Here is a 26,955-nt window from a genome sequence, read left to right as displayed (position 1 = left end):
AGTGCGAAACCTCGATGACCTGGACCGCGTGGAGGAGGTGACCCGACACGCCCCGCAACGATCGTCCGACCTTGACGGCCGGGTGCTCGCCCAGCTGATCACGGACGCCGGTTTCCGCATGGGCACTAAGAACCGATCCTTGCACGACCCCGCGACGCTCGTGCAGGTGAACGTGTTGCGCGACCGCGTGCGCGTGCGGTTTCCGTCCCCGGACGCCCATTACGGCGTCGGGTTGGTCGACCTCCCGCAGGCGCTCACCCTCGGAGTCATCGCGCACGTCGTGATCGCACTCAACGAATACGCCGCCGCCCACCGCGCGACGGCCCCCACCCTCGAAAGGATCCGAGCATGACCAACGACCAGGAACGCACCGGACCGCACATCGTCCCCACCGGCTGGCTCATGGGCTTCAATGTGGCGTTATCCCCGTCGTGCGCCGCCCTCCACGGCTTCACCCTCGACCGGAGCGATTCCGGTTTCCCGGAGTGGATGAACTTCCTCACCACGCCGCTATGTCTCGCGTGCCCCACGTGCTCGCTCGACCAGCTCGCCACCGACGTGATGCAGCCTGCATCACCCGCCGTCGACCCCCTGTGGAAGCTCCTCCACTTCTACAGCACCATCACGGGCGGTGAGAGCGGCGCCGTCAGCGAGATCTGGAAAGACGTCCCCCTCTCCGGAGGCGTCGAGCTCACCGAGGACCAGGCCGAGGTGTTCCACACGATCGCCAGTCACAAGGCGCACCAGGCCCACCACCACGCGACCACGGTCGGTATCCACGACGGCAGCCCGTACAGCCGCCCCCTGTTCCTCATCGACAGCGGCCGCAACGCCGGTCGCAAGCTCGCCGAGGAATTCGGCCTTCCCGGCCACATCGCGGACCACTCCCTCTACGCCGTCGAACGCGCCGCCGTCGCCGCCCTGGTCCTCATCGACGTCAAACACGGGCACATCGAAGTCGGTAAGCGGTTCGCACTCGCGCGCACGTCCCGCCACAACATGACCCGGCCGTCCGTTTAACCGCGAACGGTACGAAACGTAATAACGCCGGGGGTGGGGAGCCCCCGCCCCCGGCAGGAAGGAAGTCACACGATGGGCAGGCGCAAGTACACCGAAGCCGAGCGCGCCGAGCGTGCCGCAGCGGACAACGAGCTGAGCGAGCAGGCCAGCGCGGTACTCGCGGACCCGCACGCGCTTCTCAAGGTGGTCGACCAGCTCGCCAGCATCCGGAGCCCGAAGATCCACCGGTTTTCGCTGCGCAATCAGGTTCTGCTGTTGAAGCAGGCCGAGGAGCGCGGCGTGCTCCTCATCGACGTCGACACGTTCAAGGGGTGGCGCAACCGAGGCCGCGCCGTCCGGCGCGGCGAAGTCGGCTACCGGGTCACCGTGCCGAAGGGACGCGAGCAGACCGGAGAGGCCAGCGAGACGGCCGAGTTCGAGGGGGCCGCCGAGCAGGGAGGCGAGGGGGAGCAGACGAAGACCCTGTTCCGCATGTTCCCGTTCTTCGATATCTCGCAGACGGACGGTTTCGACGAGGACCAGCCCGGCTACGACGCCGAGACCATCGAGAACGTCACCAGCGTCCTTCACGCGTCGTTGGTCGACCAGCTCGAAAGGTTCGGCTACACCATCACCACAGGCGACGTGCCGGGCGCCGTCGTGACCGCCGACCCGCCGACCGTGACCGTTCCCGAAGGTCTCGCCGTCGAAGATCTCGCCGTCGCCCTCGGTTCGATCCTCAGCCTGCCACCCAAGGAACGACCCCGGCAGCGGCCCGCCGAGCGCTGGACCGCCGGTGATGCAGGCTGCATCAGCACGACGGCCGACGGGATCCCCAAGACCAAGGTCCGCCTTGACCTGGGGGAGGACTACGGGACCGCCACCGCCTGGGTTCACGACCAGTGGGAGACCGGAACCACCGTCTACGACGTCAAGGCCTCCCGCGTGTCCGGGATGATCACCGTCACCAGCAGCGACGCCACCCAAACCGATCTCTTCGCGGCGGCCATGGTCGCGTTCGGCGACTGGTCGAAGGAAGACCACTACCGGATCGAAGACGCGCCCGGAGCCCCCGTCATCAACGGCGTCGACGTGGTGGGCCGGACGCGCGGCATCACCCGGGACCGGGCGCAGGTGATCACCCGCCGGACGATGAACATCCGCAAGCCGGACAAGTGGAGGAGCACCGAGGAGGCCCCGCAGAAGACCGCCGACCGCGCCGCCGCCGTCGTTCGGGCGATCTTGCGGCACTGGCTTCTCCGGGAAGACCTGGACACCCTCCACGCCGCCCGCGCCCGATTCGAGGCCCCGACCTTTCAGCGCGACGCCGAGCACATCGCCCGGCAGCTCGACCAGCAGCTAGCCGACCTCACCGCCGAACGCGACCAGCACGCCGCCACCGCCGCGCGCTATGCCGCACTCGCCGAGACCGACCCGCAGCAGACCGAACAGCCCTAAGGAGGCCCCACCATGCTCGGACCCATCGAACCCCACCCGCACTACACCACCGTCACGATCATGCTGGAGTGCGGACACACGCGCCGGTACCCGCTCCCCATCGAGACAATCGGGCAGTTCCCCGATTACGCCCGGCCCGGCGTTCAGTGGAATTGCCAGGCGTGCAGCCCCGCGTACCCGTCGAAAAGTGCCGTCGAGTACGTCGAATACGGCTACGGGTGCACGATCTGTCAGGCCGCCGCGCCGGGTACCAACGTTCTGCCCGCGCCGGAGGAATACCGGCCGCACGACTTCAGCCACCATCACCGGACCCACGACGCCGCCGGTTTCGTGATCGTTCGCGGGACCGGCGAGCACGGCCGCCGCGAGCTCACCGACGTCGAGGTGATCACCGGCAGCGGCCGGTACGGCGACGCGGTACGCGCTATCGAAGTGCACTACGACAACGAGAAGACGGCGGCCGCGTTCGCCCTCGTCCCGTACTGGGCGGACGGGTGCCGACTCGACCGCGACCACACCCGCCCGGTGATGCAGCCTGCATCACCGCGAACCGCTCACCGCGAGCACCACACACGAGAGGAACCGAGGACATGAGTATTTGGAACGGGTTCGACGCCGCCGACGCCGAAATCCACATGGACGAGATCACCGCCGAAGGCGCCGAGTACGAGCGGGAATACCGCGCCGAGGCCGGAGCCTGGAACGAGACACCCGACGCCGATCGACTTGCGTACGAACGGTACGAACGGTAATATTTAGTTATGGGGTAGGCGGTTCGCCAGAACCGAACCGGGTGGGCCGGAGAGTCCCGGCCCACCCGGACCCCAATTACATGTAAAACATGCAAAGGAGTAGAACATGGCCACCGCGACCGACATCGCCGAGCCGATCACCATCCCCGACACCATCAGCGAGGACCCCAGCACCGTGACCGCCACCGAAACCGCCCCGGCCGACTCCACCGCCGTCCCCGCCGTCGAAACCCCGGCCCCCGAGAAGCCGAAGCGGACCCGCCGCAAGACCACGGCATCCGGTAGCACCGCGTTCGGCGACCTTTTCGCCCCCGTGGCCGACGATGCCACGGGGGAGGAGGAATCGCCCGCCGAGGACAACACCCCGGCCGAGGAGCCCACCGCCGAAGCACCCGCCGAGGAGAGCGCCACCGCCGGGGACAGCGCGCCCGTCGAGGAGAGCGCACCCGAAGCCACCCCGGTCGAGGAGGAGACGCCCGCCGAGGACAAGACGCCGAAGAGCACCGGCGAAGCGGGCGGAATCACCGGCGCTCTGGGCGCGGCCGTCACCGCCGCCCCGATCGACGGCGAAGACGGTTCGTTCCGCATCGCCCCGAAATTGGTCGCGCCGCACCCGTTCAACTCTCCGGAGCGCAGCAAGCCGCAGCCCGGAAACCCGAAGTGGGAGCAGCTGCAAAGCTCCGTGAAGAAAAACGGCGTTCTCGTCCCCGCGAAGGTGGTCACCCTGGCCGCATTCCTCGCGGCCAGGCCCGAGCAGGCCGAGGCGATCGAACGCCAGGCGGCCGAGGACAAAGCCCCGACGCCGGAATACGTCGCGATCTACGGCCACCGCCGCCGCGCCGCAGCCATCGACACAGGCCGCCCCCTCAAGATCACCGTTGACGACTCCATCATGGAGAACGACGGAGACCTCGTTTACCTCGCGGAGGAAAACTACGGTCGCGACGACTTCACCGAGCTGGAGGAAGCGCGGATGTTCGCGAACTTCCTCAACGGCATTTCCCAGCGGACACTAGCGAAGCGTCTCGGACGCAGCCAGGCGACCATCTCCCGCCGTCTCGCCCTGCTCAACACCGTCGAAGAAGTCCAACTCGCCATCGAGGGCCGAAACCTCGACTACATCGGCGACAACAACAAACCGATGAAGCTCGCCGCCCCCGAGGCCGCCGTCATCGCGGGACAGCTGCCCTACTGCGACCCGTCGGTCAAGAAAGAAGGCAGTCTCTCGCCGGAGCGTCGCGAGGACCAGCTAGCCGCCCTTGACCTGGTGATCAAGCGCGGGTGGAGCGCCACGACCGCGTGTGAGTCGGTCACCAAGGGGCGCGCTAACCGGGAGATGGCCGCAAAGAAGAAGATTGACATTGTCGACCCGAACGAGAAGTTCGGCCCGAAGATGTACGAACGCCTCATCCGGGATTCGGCCGCCGTCGAGGAAGGCACGAAGGCGGGAACCGTGGTCGCGTCCGTCGACAGCAGCGGCGATATCCGCTACTACTCCACGGTAGAGAAGCCGAAGACGAAGAGCCCGAAGACGAATCCCGGTTCCGGCGCCGATTCCGCGCAGTCCAAAGCGTCGCAAGAGGAGAAGGACAAGGCCGAAGCGCGGGACAAGCGCCGCGCCGTCCTGGCGGCCATGGTCAAGACCCCACTTCCTCAAAAGGAAATGCCGTTTTTGCTCGCCCGCCAGTACAACAACACGCTAGCCCAGATGGCCAGTTCGCGAGAGGGTGGAAAGCTGGCGGCGAAGCTCTGGATTACTGCCGACGTCAAGCCGCAGTTCGGCGACGTGGAGCAGTGGATTGAGGGGATGGAGGCTAACCAGGATCCCAAGGTGGACCTTCACGGTGCTTGGGCGCGAGCGCTTGCCGCCTTTGAGCTCAGGGCTCGCTACATCCACGCGGACTGGGGGCCGGAAATCCTCGACTACTTCGACTTGCTCCGTGAACGCGGCAAGTACATGCCCACCGCGTGGGAGCAAGCCCGGTTGGACCGGACGCGGGCAAAGGTGGATGACGCCGTGATGGCGGCCATCGTCGCCGAAGACAAGGCCATAGCCGAGGAGAAGGCCGCCGCAGAGGCCGAGACCGACGCCGAGCCGAAGGCCGACGCCGAGCCGAGCGCCGACGACGAGCCGAAGGCCGACGAGCCGAAGGCCGACGAGGTCAAGATCGACGCCGAGTGACCCCGCCGCCGGGGGCCGGAGCTATCCGGCCCCCGAAGGCGCGGCCGCGCGTAGCCCGCAGCTCGGCGCATCGAGCGCCGACCAGCGGCCGCCGCCGGGGCGCGTCACCCGCGAGCGGATGACCGCAGCCCGGCGCATCGAGCGCCGGCCCGCGGCCGCCGCCGGGGCGCGTCACCTCCCGCACGGGGGAGGGGCGCAGCGTCGCGCCGGCCGACCAGCACCGCACTGATACAGCCTGCATCACCCGACTCACAGAGCTTGGAGACCCGAAAATGGGCACCTATTCCGTCGTCAACATGGCCGGATCCGCAGGGAAGACCACCACGGCAACGACCCTCGCCGTGCAGGTCGCGCAGCAGGGGAAGAAAGTTCTCCTCATCGACTTTGACGCACAGTGCAACACCAGCGGATGGTTCGGCATCAAGGTCAAGCCGGGCGACAAATCCATCTCTGACGTGATCCGCGGGGAAGCGAACTTCAAGGAAGCTTCCGTCGCCATCGAGGGAGTCCCGGGGCTCTACGTGTGCCCGGCAACCCGCCTCGGCCTCGACGCCGTCATGGTCGAACTCACCCGGGCCACCGATGGCGTCTTCCTGTTCCACGATCGGCTTCGCGCTTCGGACCTCGAGGTGGACCACGTGATCATCGACTGCCCCGGTAGCTACTCCACTCTGGTGGTCGCCGCGCTTCTCGCGACCGAGGCCGACGAGGACGATGAAGACGCCGTGTCCGGCGTCATCACCTGCACTCAGCCGATGCTGAAGGAGAACCAGGGCATCGTCGCTCTGCTGGACGAGTTGAAGAGGATCGCGAAGACGTACCGGCGAGACATCGAACTACTCGCGATCGTTCCGTGCATCGTCCCGCTCAGCGAGCGCCAAGGCTACGTCTACGCCGAGCAGCTCGAAAGCGTCCAGCAGGCGTTTCCCCTGATCACCACACCGCCCATCCGCCGGAGTGCCGCCGTTCCCACCGCCTTCACACACCAGAAGGCCATCCCGCTGTTCGGGAAGGCCAAGCCGGTCAACGAGGACTACGCCAAAGCGCTTGCTCACCTTCAAGAGCGCCAGTGCCTCGCCTGACCACCCGCCCACCCGTAGCCGCCTCCTTCCTGCCGCAGGGGAGCAGGGGAGTGGCGGCCCGCGCACGAGGACAGCATCCGTGACCAGAATGAACGGCACACCAGACGGCGAGGAGAAGAACCGCCGAGATCCCACAGTCGCTCTCGACCGCGGGCTGTACGACCGCCTTCGGGCGGCGGTTCTGCTCGTGCGAGCACGCGAGCAACCGCGCTACACCGTCACACAGGCCGCCGCCGAAGCCGTCGAAAGCCTCATCCGGCGCGTCGAGATCGAGTACAACAACGGCCAGCCTGTACAACCGGATCCCGAGCCGCTACGGCCCGGTGTCGTCTCCGCGAACTCGGCGCGGCGGCATCCCTAGCTGATACAGCCTGCATCACCAGAGATCGCGGTCGCCTATGACCTCGAACCCCCTCGACTCATCGTCGAGGGGGTTCGAGCGTTTCCGGCCTGACCTAGTACCGCGCCGCCGGCGTGGCCGGGCGGCCAGGAGCTAGCCCCGGGTGATGCAGCCCGCATCGTGTCGCCAGCCGCCGCACGGCCCGTTGGCCGCGACGTGTCGACGTCGGCCGGGGGAGTCTGGCTACCCGAGCCGTCCGAGCCACGCGCAGATCGAGCACCCGGCGGCGAGCCGAGCACAAGACGGCCACGATGATGCAGCCTGGATCAGCTGCACCAGGTTTCGCCCCGGACACCGCAGGCCGTGGCGTTCGTGTGCCCGTTTGCGAGCGCCGGGAGTTGGGATCGCGGTGGTGCACCGGAATACTTGGACGGTCTCGCCGACAAGTGGAGAGGACTTTCGATGCCGCAATCGCGTATGCAGATCGAGCCGACGGAAACACTGCGCTTGGAGCCGGGCCGAGACGGCGAGGCGACGATCGTGGTGCTCGACGAAGAGAACAACTGTACGAAGGTCATCGTTCTGTCTCCGCAGCAACTGGCCTCGCTCTGCGAGCAAGCATCCGAGCAGTAGCGGCCCGCTTCGCCCGACCGGCACCCGCTCGCGATTCTGTCAGTGATCCAGCCTGGATCACCTCGACGAGGCGGCAGCTAAGCCGGAATGGCCGCGCGGGCTTGGTTCTCGTTCGACGGCGCGGTCTCGGCCGCGGGCTCAGCGGTCGAAACGGGTTTCGGGCGGCCGGGCCGGAGTCCTAGCTTTCGCAGGTCTCGCGCCGACCAGCCGCCTTGCCGGGCGGCTTCCCACGCCGCCGCCTGCGCGTCCGCCGCTTTCGTGGCCGCGTGTTTCGCCGCAGCCACGACGGCGTCGAGTTCGGCGCGGACCTCGGCAGGCGCGTCGTTGCGCGCCCTCTGGGCACCCGCGACAACCTCGGCCAGCTCGGCGGCAACCCGCGCCGCTCGGGCGAGCGGCGTGATCAGCGGCAGCCGCGCGGCCGCTTCTTCTCGCCGCTTGGCCTCTTCCTGTTTTTGCAGCGCGGCCGCTGCTGTCTCAATGGTCCCCATGCTCTCCACCGTACGTGTGCCGCACACACCGCCGCAGCCGTCGACCCGCGACGACGGCGAGGTCACGCGAGGTCACGCGAGGTCCGAAACGTGTCCACAGAGGACTTTCCGTGTCGCGCCAGGACGCCGACGTGGTCGCGTTCGTGGCGCTCGTCGCGCTCAGGGTTTCGCTCAGCCATGCCGACGCCGGGTCGGTGAACCGCGCGTTCCTCGCGTCGTCGGGCGCATCGAGCGCCCGCCAACGCGGTCCGGCCGCTCCCGCGCGAACGGGTCTCGCATCGGGTCCTCGGTCGCGTAATGGCGGGGTTCGTCCGGCCGCCCGGCGCTTCGAGCGCCGGGCGGCCGGCCTCGCAGGGCGCGCCGTCCGCCGTCAACGCTCCGCTACGCAATTGCAGTTGAGTTCGAGGCGTTCCGTTGGTCGTTGCCGACGGCGGCTTCCGTGCTGGACATGGGCCTGCGGCGTGTCACCTGATCGAGGCACGGCCATTGAATCTGCATCAGCGGTGCTGACAAGCTCGCTCTGAACTTGACGAGTTTTCAGTGTGAGTGAAGTCCGAGGGGGCGGGTTTGTCTCTGGCCGTGGTGCAGTCGCTGCACGAGCGCCGCACGCCGCTGACCGAGGACGAGCTGGCCGACTTCGAGCTGGACGTGCTGGCGGAATACGTGCTTGCGCGAAACGCGGCGGGCTTGGTCGACAGCAGCATCCGCACGGACACCTCGAATCTCGACCAGGTGCGGGCCTGGTTCGGGCGTCCGTTGTGGGAGATGGAGCCGCGCGACGCCGACCGGTACTTCGGCCGCGTGCTGCGGGAGGCGTCGCCGTCGACGCGGGCGAGCCGAGCGCAGACGCTGGTGACCTACTTCGGGTTCCTGGAACTGCGGTACTCGGTCGAGCTGCACCAGCTGACCGGGCGGGTCGTTGAGTGCCCGATCGACGAGATGAACCGGCCGCGGATGGCGGTCGAGGCGCAGGTGCGGATCCCGCCGACGACGGCGGAGATGGAGCAGCTGTTCACCGGGTGGCGCGAAGAGCTGGCGACATGCCGGAAGTTCGCGCCGAACGCCCGCAACTACGCCGTGGCCCGGCTGCTGGCCGACGTCGGGCTACGGATCAACGAGTCCCGGATGCTCGATCTCGCCGACGTGCGGTGGGAACTGGGCCGGTTCGGCAAGCTCAATGTCCGGCACGGCAAGGGATCGGGCAGGCGCGGGCCGAAACAGCGCCTCGTGCCGCTGCTCAACGGCGCGGACACACTGCTGGTCTGGTACATCGAAGACGTCTTGGGCCAGTTCGACTGCAACTTCGATCTGCCCGGCGTTCCGCTGTTCCCGTCCGAGCGCCGCGCCGGCGACGACCCTGGCGCGCGGCTGGCCGACAACGTGGCTCGTCGAGCACTGACGGTGGCGGTCGAGAATCACCTGCCGAGCTGGGCGGGGAAGGTCACTCCGCACGTGCTGCGGCACTACTGCGCCAGCCAGCTCTATGAGCTGGGCGTGGACATTCTCGCGATCCAGGAGCTGCTCGGGCACTCGTGGATCGCCACGACGATGCACTACGTCCACGCCCGCAACACCCGCATCGAGGACGCGGTCGCCCGCGGCCAGGAACGCGCCGCGCAACGCTGGAAAGGACTGCTCGGATGAAGTGGAACCTGCGGCTGGCCGCAGCGAACCGGGGCATCTGGAAGGCCAGCGAGATGCGTCGGCTGCTGGCCGCGCGCGGTCTGGAGATGAGCACCGGGAAGATGTCCGGGCTGTGGTCCGGAACGCCCAGCGTGCTGCGCCCGGAAGAACTCGACGCGTTCTGCGCGGTGCTGGGCTGTGAGATCGCCGACCTGATCACCGCCGAGCCGGAGACGGTGCCCGCGCCCGTCGAGGCGGAGGACACGGCGCAGAAGGCGGCTGGTGGCGACGCGGTCGCGGGCCGCCGGATCACGCCGAAGCCGCGCACCGGGCGGTCCCTGCCGCCCCGGTGACCGATCCGATTGCGCCCGCGACGGCACGGACCTGCCGGGGCTGCGGCGAGCCGATCGAAACGGGCACGAATCGCCGGGGTGGTCGTCCCCGCGAGTTCTGCCTGGCCTGCCGACCGTCCGCCGCCGCGCGGCGCCGGGGCCTGCCCGAACCTCCGCTGCCGCGATCGTGCCGCCGTTGCGGCGGCACGATCGCACCGGTCCCTCATCCTGCCGGTCGTCCGCGCTTGTATTGCCAGACCTGCGAGCCGTCCCGCAATCGCTCCCGGGCCAAGCCCTCGCCGGTGTCCGTCGACGACGCCCTGGCCGACCCCGCGCTGCCCGCCCAGCACCGTGCCGCCTTGGCCGGTCTCGCGGAACGGGCCGCCGGGGCGGGCTGGCCGCCGGTCACTGTCGGGCGGGCGGTTGCCGAGCTGCATCACGTCCTCACCACGCCGGAAACCGGTGCCGCAGTGGCGCTCAGCCGGGTCCGGGCCGCGCTGCCCAGCTCTGCGGAGTGGCCGGTTGTCGCGGCCGTCCTGGCCGAGCACGACGTGCTGCGCGAAGACACGGTGCCGACGATGCACGCCTGGATCGATCGCAAGACCGCCGATCTGCCGGACGGATTCCGAGATCCGGTCCGGGCCTGGTTACGGGAGCTGAACGACGGCGGCCCCAGGACGAAACCACGAGCCCGCAGCACCCTCTACGCCTACTTCGGCCGCACGCACCCGCACCTGCAAACCTGGTCCCGCACCTACGAACACCTCCGGGAGGTCACCGAAGCCGACGTCCGCGCCGTGCTGGACGCCCAGCGCGGACACGAGCGGGCGGGCACGTTCACCTCGCTGCGCTCCCTGTTCGCCTTCGCCCGCCGCGCAAGGGTTTCCTTCGCCGATCCCGCCCGGAAAGTCCACGTCGGACGCGCACCGAAGCGCCAAACAGTGCCGCTGGACGAAGCCGAAGCTGCCACGATTCGGCAGGCCGCTGTCTCTCCGCTGCAACGGCTCGTCGTCGGCCTGGTCGCCGTCTACGCCGTCCGCGCGACGGCGGTCCGAACGCTCACCCTGGACGATCTGGACTTCCGCTGGAAGCGGATCCGCATCGCCGGAGCGGCCCGCCCGATGCCCGATCTGGTGCATCGGCTGCTTCGGAACTGGCTTGTCCAGCGACGCCGGAAGTGGCCGCACACTGGCAACAGGCACGTGCTGCTCAGCCGCGTATCCGCTGCCGGGAGCGGTCCGGTCAGCGACTACTACCTGTCCTGGCACCTGGCCATGCGCGACATCCCGCTGGAGCGACTGCGCGCCGACCGCATCCTGTCCGAAGCCCTGGCCGTCGACGCCGATCCGCTACACCTCGCGGCCGCGTTCGGCCTCAGCATGCAGACGGCCATCGACTACTCCGAGATCGCCCGCACGCTCGCGTCCCGGCCAATCGAACAGCCGGACGCACCCTCCACTCCGGACCGATGATCGCCGTCCCTGCCGTCGTCGCACGACTGGGTTCGTCGCGAACCCAACGCCTTTTCCTTCAGCGCAGGCGAATGCTTGTTGGGTTCCCACTGAAGAAGCTTCATTGAGGCTGAACACGTCTGGTTCTCAGGAGCAAGATAGTGTTTTCCATAGGAAAACACGGCACTACCGCCGCACGTCGTGGCACGCTGGACCCAAGGGGGTAGAGGGAGCCAGCTGCATGACGACCCGGCGAAGGGGTCGCCTCGACGGCGAAACCCGCACCAAACGAACCGCGCCGATCGACTGGGCGCCGTCCGAACTCCTCGTCATCGAGACCGCAGCCGCCGCGCGCGGCCAGTCGCCGGTCACGTTCATCGCCCAAGCCGCGCTCGCCGTCGCCAGCGGCCGCTACCGGCTCACCGAGGGACGCGGCCCCGCCGGGCTCACCGCCGAACAGGTCACCCTGATTCGTCAGGTCCTCGCCGAGCAGACGCGAGTACGCCGGTTACTGGCATCGGTCGCCGGGTCGTTGAATCAGCTCGCCGCGACCGCGAACTCCGGAGTCTCCCCGACCACACAAGCCCTCCACGCGGCGCTGACCTACCTGCGCACCCAGCTCTCCCGGCACAACCACGTCACCAACCGCCTCGCCGACCTCATCGCGCCGAGATAGAGCGTTCCATGATCGTGCACGCGGCCCCGAGCGGGTCGAACACCACAGGGCTTCTCTCCTACCTCTACGGGCCGGGCGTCGGGCCCGAGCGCGGCGGAACCGAGCACGTCGACCCGCGCACCATCGCCAGCTGGGACGGAGTCCCCGAGATCCACACGCCCGTACCGCGCACCGATGGCGGGCAGTCGGTGCGCGACATGGCGAGCACCCTCGACCTCCCCGCCCGGCTCGCCGGCGTCTCCCCGACCGGCCAAACCGGGCACATCATCGTCGCCAACCACGACGACGACCCCGTCCTCACCGATGACCAGTGGCGCGAGATCGCGGAAACGACCATGCGCCGCTCCGGTTTGTGGAACGGCCCGGACGACGGCGCCGCAGTGCGCTGGATCGCGACCCGCCACGACGACACCGGCATCCACATCACCTACTCCCGGATCCGCGAGAACGGCCGTGATGCAGGCTGGATCAACTACACCCGGGCCTGGGAAGACATGCGGCACGAGTACGAAGCCCGGTACGGGCTGACGCCGACCGGATCGGCGGACGGCACCGCGCGCAGGCCCTACCACCAAGCCGAGGCCAGCCGAGCGAAAGCCGAACGGCACGCCGTCGACGGAGACCGGCACGCGCTGCCCGACACCGCGCGGCTACGGCACTGGTGCACCGTGATCGCCCTCGAAGCCGGAGCCGAACAGGGCTTCGTCGACCGGCTCCGCGCCGCCGGGATCACCGTCGCCGAACACCGCGACCCCACCGGCGCCCTGCTCGACTACCGCGTCGGCATCCGCACCGACAGCACCGGGCGCCCGATCCTGTACCAACTCGGGAAACTCGCGCCCGAACTCCGCCTCGACGAGCTCCGGACCGCGTGGAACAGCGCCGCCGACCACACACCGGAGGCCGTCTCCGCCGCCGTCGACGCGCTCGAACGCGCCGCCGCCAACGCCCCCGACGAACTCACCGACGACGAATTCAGAACCATTGGGAAAGCCACCCGCGACGTCCTTCACGCCGCCGCGGCCTACACCGACCTCGACGAGCTCCGCGCGGCCGCCGAAGCCGCCGACCGCGCCGGACGGCTCGCCGCGCACGCGCCGATGATCCCGTCCTCCTCCCCCGGCCCTGTCGCGCAGATGGCGCGCGATCTTCGTGTCAGCGCCGGAATCCTCGTCAACCAGTCCGGTGAGGACGATCCGGACCGGGACGTCGCCGTGCGCATCGTGATCGCGGTAGCGTCGGTTCTGGTGCAGGTGGAGGCCTGGCACGAGCTCGCCGACCGGCGAGCCGCCGCTCACGCGGCCTTCACCGCGCGCGAGCACGTGCTCCAAGCCCGCCGCGCACTCACCACCCCACACCGTCCGGCCGCCACACGGCCGGTCACACCCCGGCAGGGCGTAGCCGGGATCGACACCAGCGCCGCCAGGACGATCCCCCGGCCTCAAACGCCGACGGACGTTCCGCGACGTCGCTGACCCACCGATCCGGGGAGACGCCCATGCCCGCGAACAACGAACTCGAGACCCTGCCCAGCGCGCCCCTGCGCGACACCGCCGCCGTCGCCCAGACCCTCGCGCAGCTGCGCCTGCTCCACCTCGACATGCTCCAGCGCATCCAGGCCGAAGAGGAACGCGAGCGCCAGCGGGAGCTCGACAAAGCCGAGCGGCGCCAGGAGCAAGAAGAACGAGATCTGGCGCGCCGCACCGAGCAGGCCGAGCGGGACGAGCAGCGCCGAACCGAGCAGGCCGAGCGCGACAAGGAACGCCGCGCCGAGATGGACGAGCGGGAGAAAGCCCGCGACGAGAAACGCGCCAAGGAACAGGCCGAGCGCGACGAGCAGCGCCGAACCGAGCAGGCCGAGCGCGACAAGGAACGCCGCGCCGAGATGGACGAGCGGGAGAAAGCCCGCGACGAGAAACGCGCCAAGGAGCAAGCCGAGCGTGACCAGGCACGCCGGAAGGAGATGGACGAGCGGGAACAGGCCCGCGACGAGAAACGCGCCAAGGAACAGGGCGAGCGGGACGAGCAGCGCCGCCGGGAGCAGACCGCGCGGGATCAAGACCGCCGCGCCGAGCAGGCCGACCGCGAGGCGAAACGGGCCGCGGAGTCTGCCGCGCGGGACCAGGAACGCCGGGCCAACCGCGTCGAGCAGCTCAGCGAGCGCGCCGACCGCGCGAACAGCACCGCGCGCGAAGCCGTCGCCGACCTCGCCGAGCAAGAACGCCGTCTCGAATGGCTCAAGCAGGACGCCGCCACCAAACGGCAGGACTACGACGAGTTGGCCGCGAGCAACCGGCCCGACTGGGAAAGGAAACGCGCAGCCGATATCGCCAACCGCGCCGAGGAGGAAGTCAGCCGGGGCATCGCCGCCGTCGCCAAAGCAGACCGGCGTGTCGAGAACACCACGGCCGAGTACCAGACCGCTCTGGCGTCGCTCAAGAGCGCCCGCCAGGACTACGACGCACACCGGCCGCGCCCCGAGACCGGGCCGGTCCCACAGAACCCGCAGGAACCGGTGCACACCGAGAACCAGAACCCCGCTCCCCCAGCACCCGGGCCCGAGCAACCGGCAGCCGAAGCCGACAACGTCGCGGCACCGGGCGCGACTCCGGCCGAAACGGCCGGAGCCGAAGAACCCGACGTCGTCCTCACCGATCCGGAAGGAGCCCAGGCCCTCGCCGCCGCTCAGCGCGTCGCCACGCCCGCCGAGGCCCAGCACGACAGCGCCGCACCCACCGAGACGGCGAAGCCCGCGCCCGCGCCCTCGCCGGCCGCCGAGCAGACCCAGACCCCCAAGAAGTCGCGGTGACCGGCGACGAGAACAGTCCGCTCCCCGCCGCAGCGGCAGCGGCCGCCCACGTGCTCAATCCCGCCAGCCACCCCACCCCGGACGAGGAGAAACCCGCGGACGACGACAACATCGCCGCGCGGCTCGGCGAGCAAATCGCGAGGATCCAGGCACTCGAACAGCAGGTCGAAGCCCTTACCCGACGCGTGAGGAAACTCGAACGAGTGCGACCAGCCGCGCCCGGGTGATGCAGCCTGGATCATCCCGGCGTGGCCCTGGTGATCCACGCTGCATCATCACCGCGACCGGCGGGCGGACTAGGCCGTTGCGGACGGAGCAGATCCAGCTTCACGAGCTGGGGGTCCTGTGAACACGCCCCGGAACGCCGTTGTTCGCCTGATAGGCCGCGAATTCCCAGCTGCCATCACCGCTGACGCCCGCATTCCACTGGTGCGTGCAGGCCTTCGGGCCGACCTCGCCCAAGAACCCGACCCGGGCCCAGAACAAGGTCGACACCGGATCCCGGAACGGCACCATCGTGACCGCGTAGCCGGTGCACCGCGCGCGGGCCGCGGAGACCAGAACCCGCCCCACGCCCATCTGCCGCCGCTCGACGTTCACGGTGAGCGCCAGGACGAGCGCCGTCGAGCACGTCCGGCACAACGACAGATCGATGGACCCGAACGTGTCCCCGTGATGCACCAACGAAATCCGTCCGGGCCCGGCAGGAACGTCCGGCGGAGTCACGATCAGCGACAACGCCAATCCGTCGGCCTCACTCGCGGGCTTCTGATTCGGCACCGCCGTGTCGATGGTCACCCAGGACCCGCGGCCGGGCCCGCCGGCGCCGGGTACCTGACGGCACGCCTCGCACGTCCGTTCCGGCGCCCGATACCAATGCGACCACGTCGACGTCGCCGTGACGATCCGCAGGTCGCAGCCCCAGGGGCAGCGTGCGGGCGTCTCCGTGATCCGTCCCGGGCGAAGGGGCAGCCGCTCCTCCGGCACGGTGTCCATGGGTTTCTCGAACATGCGTGCGAGTGTACGACGGTTTTCGCATATCATCGGGAGTATGGAGCAGGAAGCACGTCGACCAAAGCGCTGTGGATGCGGAAAGCCCGCCGGGCCCGGAGGGGTTCTCTGCTGGGACTGCTTGTACCGGATCTGTATGCAGCCCGGTCTCGGCGAGGCCGCTGCTCAGCCTGGCCCGGCCTCAGAGTGATGCAGGCTGGATCACGGCATGTGCTGGCGACTTCCTGTGCCTGCCCAGGTACTACGAAGCGGCAGCGCGCCAGACCTGCTCTGCCGCTTCGGACTCGTCCGTAGGCGCGGGCGTGCGCAGATTGGGAACATCCTTCGTGTTGATCCAGCGGATGACCGTGGGGCGCTGACCAGTGGCGATGAACTCGCCGACGGCGGCATAGACGTACTCGGCGGGAATTTCCTCGCCCTCGCACCAGCTCTGGGGGTATCCGCCATGCCAGTACTCATGGTCACCGTCGCGCTCCGTGGTGCCCGCGGGCGCGTACGACGCCTCAGCTGTGTACCAGCGCAGCACGCCGAGGTTCCCGCGAAGACCGACCCGCATCATCGGCTGGTCGTCCTCGATGTGGTGACTCCAGAAGTCCCACACGATGCCGAGGGGCTCGCCGTTATCCGGGTCGACTGTGGCCGCGGATCGGAGCAGGCCGATCGCGTCGGGAATCGCGCGCAAGGTGGCGACCGTCGCCGTGTTGTCACGCCGGACCGCGTCCAGATCGGGCAGTGTGCTGGTCACGTGACTGGCCTTCCGTAGTGCTTGCGGAATGGGCGATTGTCCTGGTAAGAGCCATGCAGCGTCAAACTCTTGGCTCCGTTCGAGGGAAACGCCATCGTCAGCACCCTGTCGCACACCGCCTTGAAGCCTTGGAACTGCTCCGTTCCGCATGGCGTGTTGTTGATCGCCATCTCCACCTTCTCCACACCAGGGTACTTCAGCGCAAGAGCGGCTGCTTTCACCTCGACGTGGTACTTCAGGAAGTCCGCTTGTGTCTCGCTGAAGCCCAGGGATTCCAGCAACTTCTTCGCGTCGATCACCTGTGGATCGTTCTTCCCGCCGCCCGATCTGATCGGCGGCGCGATCCGGCCGTTGACACGCGGTACTCCCACCGTTTTCTGCTTCGGGGCGCCGTGAAGGCATCGCTTCGGCAGCAACGCCGCGAGCTCTGCCGCCTCTTTCGGGTATGCGTCACCATGTTGGTTCGTGTAGGACGGCGGCGTGACGGCCGGCGAGGACGGCCTGGCCGCAGCGTCCGACTTGCTGGTTTCAGCAGCGGCGGGCCCGTGCTCGCCGCGCAGGTCGTCGACGTAACCCATGATCCTGCCGCGAACGGCGCGGAGTTCATCGAGGTATTCGGTGACCTTCGGCGGCACCGAAGTGCAGATCGTCAATACCTCCTTCGCCTCGTAACCGGCCTCGCCGAGGGCCTGGAGGTAGGCGGCTTCGGCGTCGGCAAACTCCGGCTGGGCGTGTTCAAGAGCCTGGTGGGCTGCGTCGAGTTTTTCGACGGCGCCGAGTAGCGCCTTGATCATTTCGCCCACGGAAGCCACGGGCACAGCCTGCCATCACCTGATCACGTCCGTGAACCAAGCGTGGACCGCGTCGACCACAGTGATGCAGGCTGGATCACGACGGGGTCCGGCGGCTCGGAGTGGCGTGTCTATCTGGCATCTGCCGGAAGCTGAATTGGCCGGTTCGCTGGCACGAGCCGCAGAGCCTGCTCAAGGAAGCGGTCCCGGAGGTGCGGGACCGGGCCGTGCGGTTCCATCCCCAGCCCCATTCGCAGCGTCGAGGCGGTACCCCGTTCGCCAGGGCCCGGCGGCCGAGGTCGTCGAGGTAGGCGGCGACCTCGGGGTAGAAGGTGCGCAAGTGGGCGAGTTCGCCGCGTTGGGCGAAGCTGCCGCAGAGGCATTCGCCGGACATGTGCAGCAGATCAGCGACCTCGTTACGGGGCACGTCAGGGTGCATCGCCCGGTAAGTGTTGAGGTCCAGCTTGGTCCAGTTCGCCAGCGGCGCGATCCCGGCGACGGCGTTTCCGCCGCGGCGGCGGGACTCTTCGCGGCGGCGGCCAGCGAGGAACAGCACCCGCTGACGGCGCGGGTCGGTGTTGAAACGGCGGCGGACGGCGTCGAAGGTGCGTTCCTTGAGCCGCTGGAACATGCGGTCGTGCTGCCCCGGGCCGGGGAAGCCGTGCGCGAGTACGAAACGTTCGTAGCTGTCCTTCTCGGCGGGGGCCTTCTCGATCAGGGGCAGCTTCCACTGCCTGCACGTGTCCCGGACATGCTGCCGGGTGGCTTCGATCCCGATCCCGGTGTTGGCGTGGACGGCGTGGCTGACGCGGCCGCGCATGAGGTGCGCGAGGACGTTGCTGTCATTGCCGCCCGACCACATCAGACAGCTCGCGGTCAGCTCGTGGGCGACGAAATGAGTGTGCAGGGCTTCGTCCACGATCTCGTGGGCCTGATCCACCAGCGCGCGGACGCGGCGTTCCCGGTCCCGGCGGGACAGCCCGGCGACGAGTTCGGCCGGAGAGATCGTGTGTCGGCCGGGACGGGTGGCGTCACCGGCCCAGCTGCCCAGCTCGAAAAGATGCTCGTCCGTCATGGCGCGCCGGGCGGTTCGGTCGGCACGGGTTCCCGGTCGTACGGGGGCGATTGCGCGTGCCGGGCGCGCGTCGGATCGGCATGGGACCTCGGGGTGCACGCGGCGAACGGCCCGTTCTCCCCCAGCAACGCCAGCAGCATCGGGTCGAGGTGATCGCGGTGCCAGGTGGACAGTCCCGCGCCGGCGTTCGGGGCCAGTTCCTTCCACGCGCGATGACACGCGGCGAGCCGGACCCAGGCCTCCGCGTGCGCCCACCACCGGCTGCACCAGCGCATCCCCGGCCGTCCGAGCGGCCGCAGGTAGACCGGGAAGAGACAGTTCTCCAGCCATTCCAGCAACTCCGCGGTGTCCCACTTCGCGGCCTCGGGCTTCTTCTTCTCCTTCTTCGCGGGTGATCCAGCCTGCATCAGGGGCGGCCCTCGCGAAGTCGTGCGTCAAGCTCTTCGTAGTAGGCGGCTTTCGACTCCTCGACAATGTCGCGATAGGACGTCTCGTACCACGGGATGAGCTGGACCAGCACCGGCCGCCGCCCGGTCGCGAGCACCAGCCCGGTTCCCTTGGGCAGCGCGCGGACGGCGTCCGGCGGGAGCGCGTCCCGCTCCTGTGGACTCGAGGTTTCCGAATGTCCGCCGTCGCTGTAGGTCGTCGACCGCTGGAACACGTCGTGTTTGCCGACCGCTTGGGCGAGGCGCTGCATCAGCCGGTCGTCATCGATCCCGGCGCCGAACAGCTTCAGCGTGGCCGCGCCGTACAGCATTTCCATGCCGACGTCTCCCCAGACCTTTTTGCCCTGCGCCCAGGACTGAAGGATGGCGATGATCTGAACGCCGATCGATCCGGCGAAGGACGCCACTTTTGGCAGCCTGTCCCACGGCGCGATGTTCCCGACCTCGTCGAGGCAGGCGGTGACGGGGACCAGGAGCCGGTCCCCGTGGCGTTCAGCTTCCTCTTGGCAGCAGTCGAAAAGCTGGTCGAGGAACCCCGCGAGCAGGGGCGCGGCCGCGCCGGCGGAGTCCTTGGACATGAGGTACATCGCGTCCTTGGACTTCACGAAGTCCCGCATGTCGAATTCGCGCAGCCCCGGCTGACGGGTGACCCACCGCAGCACGTTCGGGTTCCGCAGGCAACTGGCGCCGGTGCGGGCGGTCTGGAAAATGGAGTCCCGCGTTTCGGGGTAGACGTTGAGCGTGCCGCGCAGGCTTTCGGCGACGCTGCCCGCGCCCTTGTCCTCCAGGATCCGGACGGGTTCGTCGTCGGTCGGGGCGTTGAGCCACCGCCAGACGTCCCGCATCGTCAGGCGGTTCAGCGCGGCCGCGAGGAACAACGCGGAAAGCAGGTCCGCCGCGGCGTCGGCCCAAAAAGGATCTCCCCCGTTGGGGACGATGGCCTGAACGAACTGCGCCGCCAGCTGCCGCGCGCTCTCGTCGTCGACGACGAGCCGCAACGGATCCCACCAGAACGTCTGCTTCGCGCGGGTGACCTGCTGCGGGTCGAAGCGCCACACCGTGCCGAGTTTCTGCCGGTACAGCCAGGTATCCCGGTAGAGATCCGGCTTGTTCGCGGTCGCGACCACGGCGCCGGGCGCGGCGAGCACGCGGGGAACCGCCCGCGACGTCGTCTTTCCGGAGCGCGGCGCCATCCACGCGACCTCGACGTCCTCGAAACCGGGGAAGATCTCCGGGCCGGACGGGAGCACGGTGCCGAGGACGTCGCGCACATCCGCGCGGCCGCCGACCCGTCCGGCCGTCATCAACGCGGGGTGCAGGCGCGCGGTCTCGGCCGCCCGCGGCTTCGCGGTCATGCCCTCGACGTCGGCGCGGGCGTTCACCGCACGCGCCGGGGCGAGACGCCGATAGTCCCGTCGACGTCGACGGATCAGTGATGCAGCCTGGATCACCCCGGCCGCGACGGCGAGCACCAGGACGCCCAGCACGACGAACGTCGAGGCCTTCGGGATCTCCGCGCGGCCGGTGGCGAGCTCACGCAGAGGCCCGATCCCCCAGCCGAACGCGGGCGGCACCCAGCCGCGTCCGTCCAGAATGGTCGCGGCACCTTGCGCGATCCACAGCAGACCGGCGAACACCTCGACGGCCGCGCCGAGGCCGAGGACCAGCCACGGCACAAGCAGATCATCGCGCCGTCCCGGTTTCGGCTCCGCTACGCCGCCCATGCCTGATCCGTGTCATGGAACGGTTTTTCCGACGCGGGCAGCCGCATCGTGACCGGGATCCCCAGTCGTTCGCGCGGCTTGATCATGAGCTTTCCACGCCCGGGATGCTGGAGCGCCGGGGCCCAGGTCGGAGGAGCGGCCCAATGCCGGATCAGTGCCTGTTCGTCAGGGCTCATCGGGACGATGCGGCTCAGTTTGTCCAATTCGGACTGAGGCTGTGCGAGGCAGATCGAGATGGAGCAGCGCGCGATAATCCCCCGGGCTTTCGCCCGGTCTTCCGGTGTCGGCAGTGCCTCGAAGTCATCGACGCTGTGCGTGGCCATGATCGATTGCACGCCGAGGTGCCGCCCGAGGCGGGTGATCTGGTCGGACAGCTCGACCATGCCCGCACCGGCGCGCAGGACCCGCCAGTACTCGTCATAGAGCTGCACCCAGGTCCGCCGGACTCCGAGAGCCTGCCCGGCGTCGATCAGCGCCGCGGACCAGCCCCACGCCGCCAGCATCGCCACGGCGACGGCGGTATCTTCGGCGTCGGTGGTCAGCCGGGACAGATCCAGGCACACCCCCGGCGTGCCCGGGTCGATCGAGAACGTCGACTCTCCGTCGAACAGCCCGGCGAGAGGTCCGCGCAGCAGCAGGTGCAGCCGGACCAGCAGCGGCCGCAGCAGCCGCGCCAGCTCGGCGGAGTCGACCGCGAGCATCGCCGCGCGGATCTCCTCCGGAGCCTCCCGCAGGATCACCGCCAGGTCCGACAGCGTCGGCGTCGTCCCAGGACTGCGCCGCCGGTGCAATTCGTAGGCCAGGGCGAGGCCGAGGCGTTCGGTGTCGTCGAGCGGGCGGCCGGACGCGATCGTGAGCCCGCCTTCGGCCAGCGTCAGCGCCCGCGCCTGGATCTCCTGCCGGATCCGGTCCCGGTCCGCCGCGCTCACCTGGTGGAGCACCAGCCCGAGCGGGCCCGGGTCTAGCAGGTTGATCCGGTGCAGGCCACGGCCCAGGGTGACGCTGGTGCCGCCCAGCGCGTCGACGAGACGCCTGTGTTCGCCCTTGGTGTCGGCAGGCACCAGGACGCCGGTGCCGAACGCGGACAGGCCCCACATGATCCGGCGCGCGACCGTCGACTTGCCCGTCCCGGGCTCACCGGTCAAATAGGTCGCCGTGTTGGTCGCCCACCCGTTGCGCAGGTACTCCCCCGCGTCGAAACCCACCGGCTCACGGGTGAACTGGTGGACGCCGATCGGGACGCCGGCGGCGGGCACTCCGGCAGGCAAAACGAACGGATAGAGCCCGGATACCTGCGTCGTCGAGCCGACCCAGCGCGGCAGACCGGGGGTGATAGGTGACCGGCCCGCGCCTCGCATCCGCCAGCCGAGCGCGGGCGGCACCGGCTTGTCCCGCGCGGCGATCCACTCGGCGGGCAGCCCGGCGTCCGGCTCCGGAAGAGCGCGGTTCTGATCGGCGGCGAAGGCCTCGACAGTGTCGTCCGCCGTCGCGTCCACCGTGGACAGCGCGGCCGCCGCCTGCTCCGCCGGTGATGCAGGCTGGATCACCGAACCCGGGGTTTCCGGGGCCGGGCGGGTCATTTCGCCTTCCCCGGTGTCCGGGCGGCCAGCTCGTGCGGGTCGACGCCGACACCGAGCGTCGAGCAGAAGCCGAGCAGCTGGGCGCCGTAGAGGCGCACCAGCCGCAGCCGCGCGCCCCTCGCCCGGTTCTCCACGTCCGCGCACGCCGCCGGAAGATCGGCTTTGTCCAGCACGGTGACCGTGACCAGGATTCCCGGCTCCCCCAGGCCCGCGCCGCGTGCCTGCTCGACCGCCGTCGACGTCGCCTGTTCCGCGTCGAGCCGCTCGCGCGGGGTGAAGTCCCGGCGCGCCTTGCGGGCCGCGGACTGTCGGACCGACGCGGCGAGCATTTCGGCGTCGACCACCGAGGCGGCCGTCGCCGCCGGATACGGCTGGTACGTGACTGCGACCCGGCGCGGCCACCGGCCCGGCGCCATCAAACGGCGTAAAACCTCGTGGCGAACCCGCGTGGCCGGAAGATCGCGCAGCGCGTAAGTGACCGAGAACCCGGAATCGTGTTGCAGGTGGTCCCATTCCTCGGTGGCGGCTTGGGGTCCGGCTTGCTGCCAGCTCACTGGCGCCTCGTCGGCGCGGTCGCGTTCGATCTGGGACCGGGTGCCGGGGTCGAATGCTGCGCGGACCCGGGCGGCGGTCCATCCCGGTGTGGCGCGGCCGAGGACCCGCACACCGCCGTTGTTCAGTCCGTCGACGACCCCGCCGAGCGCGACGGAGGTGTCCGCGACGGCTTCGACCATCGTTCTCGGTGACGTCGGCAGCTTCCGGGGATCGAAGGTGACGGCCGCCCATTGGTGCACTTCGGCCGTCTGGCCCGGTAGCTCGTCGAGCACGTCCGTCATCAGCGACCGCGCCAGTTCCGGCGCGTCGTCGACCTGGTGGGCGAGCACGTAGTCGCGGACCCGGGATCCGGCAGACGGCGCGGTCTCCACCACGATCGTCACCGACCGGATTCCCGCGACATGCCCGAGCCCGGCCTGCCACGCTCCGAAGCTGTCCACCCAGGACTGCGCGGCCGCTGGATCCGCCATCAGCGTGCCCGTGGAGGTGAGCCGGACCTGCGCGGTCAAGTAGCCGCCGCGCCGATCCCAGATCCACGCGGCCGGCTCGCCGGTCACCTGCCGGACCGCGAGCAGCTCAAGCGGCGCCAGCGGCCCCGGAAGGTAGGAGGGGCCGGGAAGCTTCGCGACCACTTCGGACCGGTAGGAGGTGAAGCCCCGGCGGTGAGCGCGGGCCCAGATCCAGCGGCGGACGGCGATCACCACCACCGGTGTTCCGGCCGAGCGCACCAGCACCGCCGCCGCGACCAGAAGGCCCGGTATCAGCGCGTACAGCCCGGCTTGCGCGTCGACGAGACCGACCAGCACCGGGATGCACAGCGCCACCAGCACCGCGGCGAGCGAGCTCCCGGGCAACCCGAAGACCTCGAATCCTCGTCTTCTCCTCCAGCCGCCGTATGTCCGTGCCATCCCTACGTCCCCCGTGATCCATGCCGCGACGGGGTGATCCAGGCTGCATCACCCGGCCTGTGGTGTGTGGTCATGTCGGTTCGTCCGATCCCAGCGGGGCGGGGTCGGTCGCTGTCTCCGTCGCGCTTTCTGCCGCGCCGATCGCCTGTTCCGCTTGCGCTGCAACGGGATTGCCGCCTCCGCCTGAGGTTGCGGGTGTATCGCCCCCGGCAGTGGCGCCGCCGCTCGCTCCGGCCGTCGCCGCGGCCGCCGCTTCGTCCTCACCGCCGGACGGCGTGGGGTCGGCGAGATCCGCCGCCGCTCCCGGCCCCGGCTCCTCAGCCGGGCCCGCACTGTCGGAATTCGCCGGGGTGTCCCCACGCGATCCGCCCGGCGACTCCGGGCCGCCGGTCTCCATTTCCCGGGTGTGTTCGGTGGCGAGACCGCCGGGGTTGGTGCCCTCGGACGGATCCGGGCCGCCGGTGTCGGTGCCGTCGGTATCGCCGTCGCTGTCGCCCCCGGTATCGGAGCTGTCGCCTTTCTTCCCTTTCCCCGCGCCGCGCCGGGCCATCGCCAACCCGGCGAGCCCGGCGGCGGCCGCCAGGCCCCCGCCACCCGAGGCGAGCGACGTTCCCGCCCAGGAGAAAAGTTTGGCGAGCATCGGCAGGGCGATCACCGCCATGATGAGGATGACCAGCCCCCGCAGCATCGTGAGCAGGTCCGCGCCCGTTCCCAGCGTCAAAAATCCAGTGGCGTAGATGGTCGCGCCGACGGGCGGATAGATGACGATCGTCAGCGACCACGTCACGACGGTCTTGATCGAGTCGGTCCGTCCTTGCAGCACGGAGGCTGCACCGGCGAGCGGGAGCATTCCGGCCAGCACGACGAGCGCCGCCGTCCGGAAGAGCATCAGAATCCATTGCACCAGCGCCACGAGGATGGCGAACAGGGAGATCATGATGATTCCGAAGGACGCCGTGTAAGGATTCGCGGCCGCGACCGCGAACCGGTCGCCGAGGTGCTTGCCCGCGTCCTTGAGAATCCACGCGCTGTAGGCCTCGCCGCCCGCCTGGATCGCTGCCAGCAATCCCAGCCCGGCCGCCGAAATGATGATGAACGTGACCAGGTTGGTGACCAGCTGCATCAGCGGTTCGCCCTTGCGAGCCAACGCGGTCCGGATCGCCGCCGCGATCACACCGAGCGTCAGCAGGATCATCGTCAACGGCATCGTGTACGCGCGCACCGTCTTCAGCGCCGGTGACCCGAAGTCCACCGAGGACGTGACCGTCCACCAGCCGAGTGACGTCGTGATCAGCTGCCCCGCTGCCTGCCCCGCGGACTTCGCGGCACCGTCCAACACGGACCCGCCGACCGCTTGCGCTCCCTGCTGTGCGGCAACGGGCGCGAGCGTGGATGCCGTGTCGCCCCACCGGACGACCTCGCAGACGACGGTCGCCAGCAGGTTTCCCGGTTGGCACATCCCGCTCCCCTTCTCCCTGATCGGACCTGATCAACCGGCCGAGGTGAGTTGCTGGCCAGGCATCGGCGCGAAGCCGGGCGGGACCTGGTCGACCTGGCGGCCGGCGCCGGTCGGGACGACCAGCCGCCAATCCCCGTCCAGCCACCGCACCCGGGCCGTGCCGGTGATCAGTGCGTGCTGGGATGGGCGGGCCGGATTGGTGGCGCGGCTGAGCACGTCCATCCGGACGTCGTCGACACCGACCTCAACCAGGCGGTAGCCGACTACCACCGTCGCCGGTGCCCCGCCCCGCTGCTCGAGTGCCGCACGCACGCCCCGGATCGAGGCGAGATAGCCGGAGACGTCGCCGGTGGTCTGCCGCGCGATCGCCGGACCGAACACGGTTTCGTCGCCGGCGAGCCCGGACGACCGCGTCAAGACGTTGACCGCCGCGATGACGGCGCCGTTCGGATCGTGGGTGAAGCCCGACGCGACTACTCCGTCGTTTGTGGACGGTCCATGCGCGAGCGACAGCGGAACCATGGTTCCCTGCAAGGAAAACCACCGCACGTCATTCGGCGGCCACGTCAGCCCCGCCGCCGGGGCAGCGTCCGGCGCCGTCGGCGCGGCGGAGGGAGCCGTTCCCGTCGGATCGTGCGAATCCGCGTAGACCGCCGAGGCGATCACCAGACCTACAACGAGAACGACAATCCCGGCCAGGACCAGCGGCCAGCGTCGACGGCGCGGGGCCCGCGAGCTCCAGCTCATCGCGGTCACTCGTCCCACATCAGGCCACGGACGATCGCGGCCGCGCCGGTGATGATCAGCGCCGCCCCGATCACCCACGGGATTCCGATCGCGCCCTGCGCCGCCATCTCCGACCGGTTGCGGCGGCCGAGCGCCATCATGATCCCGCAAATCGCCAGCCCGACGATCACGGAGAGGATCCCCAGGCCTTTCACCCAGCTGACCACGTCCGAACCGAAATTTTCCAAGCCAGGAGGCATGGACGGCGGCGGATCCAAGTCGAACGGTGGTGTGGGTTTCGGCTGTCTCGGATGACCGAGCATCAGCGCCTCCTTATCGTCGGTAGCGCCAGCGGTGGAAGGGCGCACGCCTCGCGCGCCCGCGTCACCGCGCGGCGAAATGCCCGCCCGCTCGGCGGGGTGAGTCCGTAGGGGCTGGTGCAGTTCCGCCAGGCCCGCGTGTACGGGAGGTGGACGACGTCCTGGACCAGCGGCCCTAGCAGCGTCAGCAAGGCCCGCGAATCGGCGGGAGCGCGTCCGCGGCCGTCACCGACGACGATCAGCAACGGGCGCCCGCCCAGCAGCGACAACATCGTCAGCGCGCGGCGGGCCCGGGTCATCGACTGCACCGAGACCCCGGCGACCAGCACATCGGGCATGATCAGCGGTCCGAGATTGTCGGTGCGCCACACTCCGGCGTCGCGGCCGTCCAGCAGCCGCGCCACCGCCGAGGTGCCCACTCCCCCGGACGCCCCCGCCACCACCAGCGGCACCCGCTCGGCTGATCCAGGCTGCATCACCGGATCCGCCTTCACAGGTGATGCAGGCTGGATCACTTCGTCGTCCGGCTCCTGCGTGGTCGGCTCGCTCATGCGCCCACCCGCACGGCCGAGGGCATCAAACCCGCGCTGTTGAGCGCGTACGGGCGTTGTCGAACGGTCTTCCCGTTCTCGGGGGCCTCGACGAGCTCGCCGGGTTTCACGACCAAGGCGACGTGATGGATCGTCTCGGCGTTCGCCGTGTTGTGCGCCCAGAACAGCAGGTCACCGGCTTGTGCCTGCGCGACCGGTATCTGTGTGCTGCCGGGCGTCCGGTACTGCATCCGGCTGGT

The 26,955-nt window shown here is 69.4% G+C and carries 30 protein-coding genes; 16 read left to right on the top strand and 14 right to left on the bottom strand.

Annotation, left to right across the window (positions count from 1 at the left end; translation table 11 throughout):
• Position 1 precedes the first annotated feature (1 nt).
• The 9 genes from H4W30_RS37355 to H4W30_RS37315 all read left to right on the top strand — a co-directional run bounded on the left by H4W30_RS37355 (position 2) and on the right by H4W30_RS37315 (position 7,446).
• Positions 2-352: a hypothetical protein gene (locus tag H4W30_RS37355; protein ID WP_192747077.1), complete on the top strand. Its 351-nt coding sequence runs from the start codon at positions 2-4 to the stop codon at positions 350-352.
• The gene (locus H4W30_RS37350; RefSeq protein ID WP_192747076.1) at positions 349-1,020 is read left to right on the top strand and encodes a hypothetical protein; all 672 of its coding nucleotides are present in this window, start codon (positions 349-351) and stop codon (positions 1,018-1,020) included. Before H4W30_RS37355 ends, H4W30_RS37350 begins: the two co-directional genes overlap by 4 nt.
• 72 nt (positions 1,021-1,092) lie before the next feature.
• Positions 1,093-2,457, top strand: coding sequence for an ArdC family protein (locus H4W30_RS37345; protein WP_192747075.1), 1,365 nt, complete (start codon positions 1,093-1,095; stop codon positions 2,455-2,457).
• Positions 2,458-2,469: 12 nt separating this feature from the next.
• Positions 2,470-3,051: a hypothetical protein gene (locus H4W30_RS37340; RefSeq protein WP_192747074.1), complete on the top strand. Its 582-nt coding sequence runs from the start codon at positions 2,470-2,472 to the stop codon at positions 3,049-3,051.
• Positions 3,048-3,209: a hypothetical protein gene (locus tag H4W30_RS37335; RefSeq protein WP_192747073.1), complete on the top strand. Its 162-nt coding sequence runs from the start codon at positions 3,048-3,050 to the stop codon at positions 3,207-3,209. The genes H4W30_RS37340 and H4W30_RS37335 overlap by 4 nt, the downstream gene beginning before the upstream one ends.
• Before the next feature lie 106 nt (positions 3,210-3,315).
• Positions 3,316-5,391 carry a hypothetical protein gene (locus H4W30_RS44390; RefSeq protein ID WP_192747072.1) on the top strand — a complete coding sequence of 692 codons (2,076 nt, stop codon included), beginning with the start codon at positions 3,316-3,318 and terminating at the stop codon, positions 5,389-5,391.
• 272 nt (positions 5,392-5,663) lie between these two features.
• Positions 5,664-6,473 carry a ParA family protein gene (locus H4W30_RS37325; RefSeq protein WP_192747071.1) on the top strand — a complete coding sequence of 270 codons (810 nt, stop codon included), beginning with the start codon at positions 5,664-5,666 and terminating at the stop codon, positions 6,471-6,473.
• A gap of 79 nt (positions 6,474-6,552) precedes the next feature.
• The gene (locus H4W30_RS37320) at positions 6,553-6,834 is read left to right on the top strand and encodes a hypothetical protein (RefSeq protein ID WP_192747070.1); all 282 of its coding nucleotides are present in this window, start codon (positions 6,553-6,555) and stop codon (positions 6,832-6,834) included.
• 441 nt (positions 6,835-7,275) lie between these two features.
• The gene (locus H4W30_RS37315; protein WP_192747069.1) at positions 7,276-7,446 is read left to right on the top strand and encodes a hypothetical protein; all 171 of its coding nucleotides are present in this window, start codon (positions 7,276-7,278) and stop codon (positions 7,444-7,446) included.
• A gap of 77 nt (positions 7,447-7,523) precedes the next feature.
• On the opposite strand, the gene H4W30_RS37310 is transcribed toward H4W30_RS37315, so the two are convergent.
• On the bottom strand, positions 7,524-7,934 hold the full coding sequence (locus tag H4W30_RS37310; RefSeq protein ID WP_192747068.1) for a hypothetical protein: 411 nt from the start codon (positions 7,932-7,934) through the stop codon (positions 7,524-7,526).
• Positions 7,935-8,501: 567 nt separating this feature from the next.
• On the opposite strand from H4W30_RS37310, the gene H4W30_RS37305 reads away from it, so the two are divergent.
• The 7 genes from H4W30_RS37305 to H4W30_RS37275 all read left to right on the top strand — a co-directional run bounded on the left by H4W30_RS37305 (position 8,502) and on the right by H4W30_RS37275 (position 15,052).
• The gene (locus H4W30_RS37305) at positions 8,502-9,578 is read left to right on the top strand and encodes a tyrosine-type recombinase/integrase (RefSeq protein WP_192747067.1); all 1,077 of its coding nucleotides are present in this window, start codon (positions 8,502-8,504) and stop codon (positions 9,576-9,578) included.
• Positions 9,575-9,910: a helix-turn-helix domain-containing protein gene (locus H4W30_RS37300; RefSeq protein WP_192747066.1), complete on the top strand. Its 336-nt coding sequence runs from the start codon at positions 9,575-9,577 to the stop codon at positions 9,908-9,910. Before H4W30_RS37305 ends, H4W30_RS37300 begins: the two co-directional genes overlap by 4 nt.
• Before the next feature lie 281 nt (positions 9,911-10,191).
• Entirely contained in the window at positions 10,192-11,361 is a 1,170-nt protein-coding gene (locus H4W30_RS37295; RefSeq protein WP_192747065.1) for a site-specific integrase, read from the top strand.
• Between the two features lie 220 nt (positions 11,362-11,581).
• The gene (locus tag H4W30_RS37290; protein WP_192747064.1) at positions 11,582-12,016 is read left to right on the top strand and encodes a hypothetical protein; all 435 of its coding nucleotides are present in this window, start codon (positions 11,582-11,584) and stop codon (positions 12,014-12,016) included.
• A gap of 8 nt (positions 12,017-12,024) precedes the next feature.
• Positions 12,025-13,491 carry a relaxase/mobilization nuclease domain-containing protein gene (locus tag H4W30_RS37285; RefSeq protein WP_192747063.1) on the top strand — a complete coding sequence of 489 codons (1,467 nt, stop codon included), beginning with the start codon at positions 12,025-12,027 and terminating at the stop codon, positions 13,489-13,491.
• A 23-nt stretch (positions 13,492-13,514) separates the two neighbouring features.
• Entirely contained in the window at positions 13,515-14,825 is a 1,311-nt protein-coding gene (locus H4W30_RS37280; RefSeq protein WP_192747062.1) for a hypothetical protein, read from the top strand.
• Positions 14,822-15,052, top strand: coding sequence for a hypothetical protein (locus tag H4W30_RS37275; protein WP_192747061.1), 231 nt, complete (start codon positions 14,822-14,824; stop codon positions 15,050-15,052). The genes H4W30_RS37280 and H4W30_RS37275 overlap by 4 nt, the downstream gene beginning before the upstream one ends.
• A 100-nt stretch (positions 15,053-15,152) precedes the next feature.
• Here the strand turns inward: H4W30_RS37275 and H4W30_RS37270 are convergent, their stop codons facing one another.
• From H4W30_RS37270 to H4W30_RS37210, 13 genes are all read right to left on the bottom strand, one after another.
• Positions 15,153-15,836 (bottom strand): hypothetical protein, encoded by a 684-nt coding sequence (locus H4W30_RS37270; protein WP_192747060.1) that lies wholly within the window; start codon positions 15,834-15,836, stop codon positions 15,153-15,155.
• 241 nt (positions 15,837-16,077) lie between these two features.
• Entirely contained in the window at positions 16,078-16,581 is a 504-nt protein-coding gene (locus H4W30_RS44655) for an Imm1 family immunity protein (RefSeq protein ID WP_192747059.1), read from the bottom strand.
• Positions 16,578-17,393 (bottom strand): DddA-like double-stranded DNA deaminase toxin, encoded by an 816-nt coding sequence (locus H4W30_RS37260; RefSeq protein WP_192747058.1) that lies wholly within the window; start codon positions 17,391-17,393, stop codon positions 16,578-16,580. The genes H4W30_RS44655 and H4W30_RS37260 overlap by 4 nt, the downstream gene beginning before the upstream one ends.
• A gap of 76 nt (positions 17,394-17,469) precedes the next feature.
• On the bottom strand, positions 17,470-18,447 hold the full coding sequence (locus tag H4W30_RS37255; RefSeq protein WP_192747057.1) for a phosphoadenosine phosphosulfate reductase domain-containing protein: 978 nt from the start codon (positions 18,445-18,447) through the stop codon (positions 17,470-17,472).
• Positions 18,444-18,854 (bottom strand): DUF4913 domain-containing protein, encoded by a 411-nt coding sequence (locus H4W30_RS37250; RefSeq protein ID WP_192747056.1) that lies wholly within the window; start codon positions 18,852-18,854, stop codon positions 18,444-18,446. The genes H4W30_RS37255 and H4W30_RS37250 overlap by 4 nt, the downstream gene beginning before the upstream one ends.
• A complete protein-coding gene (locus H4W30_RS37245) occupies positions 18,854-20,617 on the bottom strand; it encodes a type IV secretory system conjugative DNA transfer family protein (protein ID WP_192747055.1) in 1,764 nt (587 codons plus the stop codon). The genes H4W30_RS37250 and H4W30_RS37245 overlap by 1 nt, the downstream gene beginning before the upstream one ends.
• Entirely contained in the window at positions 20,605-22,197 is a 1,593-nt protein-coding gene (locus tag H4W30_RS37240) for an ATP-binding protein (protein ID WP_192747054.1), read from the bottom strand. Before H4W30_RS37240 ends, H4W30_RS37245 begins: the two co-directional genes overlap by 13 nt.
• Positions 22,194-23,660: an SCO6880 family protein gene (locus H4W30_RS37235; protein ID WP_192747053.1), complete on the bottom strand. Its 1,467-nt coding sequence runs from the start codon at positions 23,658-23,660 to the stop codon at positions 22,194-22,196. The genes H4W30_RS37240 and H4W30_RS37235 overlap by 4 nt, the downstream gene beginning before the upstream one ends.
• Before the next feature lie 70 nt (positions 23,661-23,730).
• Complete coding sequence (locus H4W30_RS37230) at positions 23,731-25,119, bottom strand: hypothetical protein (protein ID WP_192747052.1); 1,389 nt, start codon at positions 25,117-25,119, stop codon at positions 23,731-23,733.
• Positions 25,120-25,149: 30 nt separating this feature from the next.
• On the bottom strand, positions 25,150-25,866 hold the full coding sequence (locus H4W30_RS37225) for a hypothetical protein (RefSeq protein ID WP_192747051.1): 717 nt from the start codon (positions 25,864-25,866) through the stop codon (positions 25,150-25,152).
• A 5-nt stretch (positions 25,867-25,871) separates the two neighbouring features.
• A complete protein-coding gene (locus H4W30_RS37220) occupies positions 25,872-26,168 on the bottom strand; it encodes a hypothetical protein (protein ID WP_192747050.1) in 297 nt (98 codons plus the stop codon).
• Complete coding sequence (locus H4W30_RS37215) at positions 26,168-26,716, bottom strand: hypothetical protein (protein ID WP_192747049.1); 549 nt, start codon at positions 26,714-26,716, stop codon at positions 26,168-26,170. Before H4W30_RS37215 ends, H4W30_RS37220 begins: the two co-directional genes overlap by 1 nt.
• Positions 26,713-26,955, bottom strand: a 243-nt coding sequence (locus H4W30_RS37210; RefSeq protein ID WP_192747048.1) for an NlpC/P60 family protein, incomplete at its 5' end; no start/stop codon positions are given. The genes H4W30_RS37210 and H4W30_RS37215, both read right to left, overlap by 4 nt.

This window comes from Amycolatopsis roodepoortensis (genome assembly GCF_014873915.1).
GTDB classification, from domain to species: Bacteria; Actinomycetota; Actinomycetes; order Mycobacteriales; family Pseudonocardiaceae; genus Amycolatopsis; species Amycolatopsis roodepoortensis.
The sequence above is the reverse complement of the archived record's forward strand: the minus strand, read 5'-3'. Positions and strand labels throughout refer to the sequence as shown.

Excerpts from the sequence above, each read along its gene's own strand:
- H4W30_RS37350 (WP_192747076.1), top strand. The coding sequence starts at position 349 with ATGACCAACGACCAGGAACGCACCGGACCGCACATCGTCCCCACCGGC.
- H4W30_RS37345 (WP_192747075.1), top strand. The coding sequence starts at position 1,093 with ATGGGCAGGCGCAAGTACACCGAAGCCGAGCGCGCCGAGCGTGCCGCA.
- H4W30_RS37340 (WP_192747074.1), top strand. The coding sequence starts at position 2,470 with ATGCTCGGACCCATCGAACCCCACCCGCACTACACCACCGTCACGATC.
- H4W30_RS37335 (WP_192747073.1), top strand. The coding sequence starts at position 3,048 with ATGAGTATTTGGAACGGGTTCGACGCCGCCGACGCCGAAATCCACATG.
- H4W30_RS44390 (WP_192747072.1), top strand. The coding sequence starts at position 3,316 with ATGGCCACCGCGACCGACATCGCCGAGCCGATCACCATCCCCGACACC.
- H4W30_RS37325 (WP_192747071.1), top strand. The coding sequence starts at position 5,664 with ATGGGCACCTATTCCGTCGTCAACATGGCCGGATCCGCAGGGAAGACC.
- H4W30_RS37315 (WP_192747069.1), top strand. The coding sequence starts at position 7,276 with ATGCCGCAATCGCGTATGCAGATCGAGCCGACGGAAACACTGCGCTTG.
- H4W30_RS37310 (WP_192747068.1), bottom strand. The coding sequence starts at position 7,934 with ATGGGGACCATTGAGACAGCAGCGGCCGCGCTGCAAAAACAGGAAGAG.
- H4W30_RS37300 (WP_192747066.1), top strand. The coding sequence starts at position 9,575 with ATGAAGTGGAACCTGCGGCTGGCCGCAGCGAACCGGGGCATCTGGAAG.
- H4W30_RS37290 (WP_192747064.1), top strand. The coding sequence starts at position 11,582 with ATGACGACCCGGCGAAGGGGTCGCCTCGACGGCGAAACCCGCACCAAA.
- H4W30_RS37285 (WP_192747063.1), top strand. The coding sequence starts at position 12,025 with ATGATCGTGCACGCGGCCCCGAGCGGGTCGAACACCACAGGGCTTCTC.
- H4W30_RS37280 (WP_192747062.1), top strand. The coding sequence starts at position 13,515 with ATGCCCGCGAACAACGAACTCGAGACCCTGCCCAGCGCGCCCCTGCGC.
- H4W30_RS37270 (WP_192747060.1), bottom strand. The coding sequence starts at position 15,836 with ATGTTCGAGAAACCCATGGACACCGTGCCGGAGGAGCGGCTGCCCCTT.
- H4W30_RS37255 (WP_192747057.1), bottom strand. The coding sequence starts at position 18,447 with ATGACGGACGAGCATCTTTTCGAGCTGGGCAGCTGGGCCGGTGACGCC.
- H4W30_RS37250 (WP_192747056.1), bottom strand. The coding sequence starts at position 18,854 with ATGCAGGCTGGATCACCCGCGAAGAAGGAGAAGAAGAAGCCCGAGGCC.
- H4W30_RS37245 (WP_192747055.1), bottom strand. The coding sequence starts at position 20,617 with ATGGGCGGCGTAGCGGAGCCGAAACCGGGACGGCGCGATGATCTGCTT.
- H4W30_RS37240 (WP_192747054.1), bottom strand. The coding sequence starts at position 22,197 with ATGACCCGCCCGGCCCCGGAAACCCCGGGTTCGGTGATCCAGCCTGCA.
- H4W30_RS37235 (WP_192747053.1), bottom strand. The coding sequence starts at position 23,660 with ATGGCACGGACATACGGCGGCTGGAGGAGAAGACGAGGATTCGAGGTC.
- H4W30_RS37230 (WP_192747052.1), bottom strand. The coding sequence starts at position 25,119 with ATGTGCCAACCGGGAAACCTGCTGGCGACCGTCGTCTGCGAGGTCGTC.
- H4W30_RS37225 (WP_192747051.1), bottom strand. The coding sequence starts at position 25,866 with ATGAGCTGGAGCTCGCGGGCCCCGCGCCGTCGACGCTGGCCGCTGGTC.
- H4W30_RS37220 (WP_192747050.1), bottom strand. The coding sequence starts at position 26,168 with ATGCTCGGTCATCCGAGACAGCCGAAACCCACACCACCGTTCGACTTG.
- H4W30_RS37215 (WP_192747049.1), bottom strand. The coding sequence starts at position 26,716 with ATGAGCGAGCCGACCACGCAGGAGCCGGACGACGAAGTGATCCAGCCT.